Origin of the sequence: Candidatus Symbiopectobacterium sp. (assembly GCF_020054415.1) — a bacterium.
Lineage (GTDB): Bacteria > Pseudomonadota > Gammaproteobacteria > Enterobacterales > Enterobacteriaceae > Symbiopectobacterium.
In genome coordinates, this window is sequence record NZ_JAHWCO010000366.1 from 1 (window position 1) to 2,012 (window position 2,012).

The 2,012-nt window shown below is 49.8% G+C and carries 1 protein-coding gene and 3 pseudogenes; all 4 read right to left on the reverse strand.

Features of this window, described 5'->3' with window-relative positions:
• Nucleotides 1-245: 245 nt before the first annotated feature.
• The gene (locus tag QZ506_RS10770) at nucleotides 246-785 is read right to left on the reverse strand and encodes a hypothetical protein (protein WP_291971020.1); all 540 of its coding nucleotides are present in this window, start codon (nucleotides 783-785) and stop codon (nucleotides 246-248) included.
• Nucleotides 777-1,158, reverse strand: a pseudogene (locus QZ506_RS10775) (phage tail protein); the annotation flags it as partial. The pseudogene QZ506_RS10775 and the gene QZ506_RS10770, both read right to left, overlap by 9 nt.
• Nucleotides 1,145-1,258 (reverse strand): annotated as a pseudogene (locus tag QZ506_RS10780) (phage tail protein); the annotation flags it as partial. The pseudogenes QZ506_RS10780 and QZ506_RS10775, both read right to left, overlap by 14 nt.
• 30 nt (nucleotides 1,259-1,288) lie before the next feature.
• A pseudogene (locus QZ506_RS10785) lies at nucleotides 1,289-2,012 on the reverse strand (IS256 family transposase); the annotation flags it as partial.

Sequence of the window (2,012 nt, forward strand, 5' to 3'; positions counted from 1 at the left end):
CGGCGGCGGGTTGCCCGCAAATTCCAGCCAGACATCATCATTCACTTCAATCGCATCCTCCGGGAAGCTCCCTGTGTCAATATACGACTGCTTCAATTCCGCCGGGCAGAATGTGTTTTCCTTCGCACTGTAGTAGTACATCTTCTCTCCCTCAGAAACCAATGGCTAGAACGACAGTTTCAAGTTCGTAATCCAATGTCACCCTGACTGTCGCGTTATCGACCAGATGTGCTGACTGAGACAGGTTATCCCCCCCAATAGGGCACCGCAGCGCCAACATGGCCGATACAGAACAATCCGGCATTGGGAAATTTCATGGGAAGCGGGAAATCGAATGTCCCGTTCCCTTTGTCTTTTCCGTATCTCGCCCACTGGATAATCAACACCGTGTCCCCGCATTTCCACCATCCTTTAACCTCGCGCTTCGCCGTATTGGGTTTGCTGTAGGCCCCTTTGGGCTGGAAGGTATTCCTCAGGTAAGCGTCCAGCCATTGATTGCCCCACATGCTACCGTAGATATTGCCGTCATGGGCTATCCTTGCAGCTCCGGCATACACGGAAGAAGGTGCACGAAAACCGCCATCTTTATGAAAAATATAATCGCCGCCGTCATTTCCGTTGTTTAGCAGAACGCCATCACCGCCCTTGTCTTTGTAGAGCCACATGCGAACGCTACCATACTGATTATGAAAACCTAGATGCTTTCGGTTATCCCCCTTCAGTGAGAGTTGACCACCCTGTGAAATAATGTCGCCATTGACGGTGCCGCCGGTACGTTTATCCAGTGCATTTTTTGCACAATCTACCGTTTCTGTTAAACCGAGGTTTTTCACAAATTGATTTTTATCGGGGATGTCAGCGCCATTTTCATTTTTTGTTAATTTTTGTCTTACTGATTCAATCAACTCTGCTTTTGCTTTATCAACGGCATCACTAGCTAACTTTTTTTATCGCTTGATAAAACTGATCATGCCTGTTTTTATCGAGTTTAATGCCCGATTTCTCAATGACCGTGCAAGGCTCTTCCTGTAGCGCATCAAAAATGTCACTATTCAAATGGGTTGACGGTGTTCCTGTTGTCGGATCGCCGTTGGTAAACCCGTTTTTCCCCTGACCAAATTTATCTTTTTGTGCTGTCGGCGTATCAATGCGATGCATCTCGTGTTCCTTTTGGGTAAGCAAAAATAACGTGGGTATGGGAGGGACACTGGCGTCTGATAACGCATTCAACGGCGCTGTCTCCCCACGTGCGAAGAGCCTGTTTAAGATTTTGTGTAAATGCCTTTCCTCAGAAGTGACCATCAAGGCGGTCACCGAACTCGATAATAGAGCGACTCATTGCCATACGCCAGTCCTGTAAGGGCATCGTCCATTTCTGTGATGCCGCCTGGATTGCCAGCCATACGACCTTCTTCACCGATTCATCAGTCGGGAACACCTTGCGTTTCTTGATTGCATGCCTGATCACGCTGTTCAGTTATTCTATAGCGTTCGTCGTGTAGATTACCTTGCGAAGTTCCTGCGGGTACGAGAAGAATGTCGACAGGTTGGCCCAGTTTGACTGCCAGCTCCGGCTTATCTGCGGATAGCGGTAATCCCATGTCCCACCGAACGTCTCCAGCGCCTGAAGCGCGGCCTCTTCGGTTGGAGCCTGATACACTGCTTTGAGGTCGCGTGTTACCGCCTTATAGTTCTTCCAGGCAACGAAGCGCAGACTGTTGCGCATCATGTGCACGATGCCCAACTGGATGCGGGCTTCCGGGTAGACCGTGTTGATGGCATCCGGGAACCCTTTCAGTCCGTCCACACAGGCAATGAGGAGGTCGGTCAGGCCACGGTTTTTCAGTTCTGTCAGCACGTTCAGCCAGAACTTTGCGCCTTCATTTTCGGCCAGCCACATCCCCAGAAGCTCATTCTGGCCTTCGATATTGATACCCAGCGCGAGGAACACAGACTTATTGATAACGCGGCTGTCCTGCCGGACTTTCATAACGATACAGTCAAGGTAAACA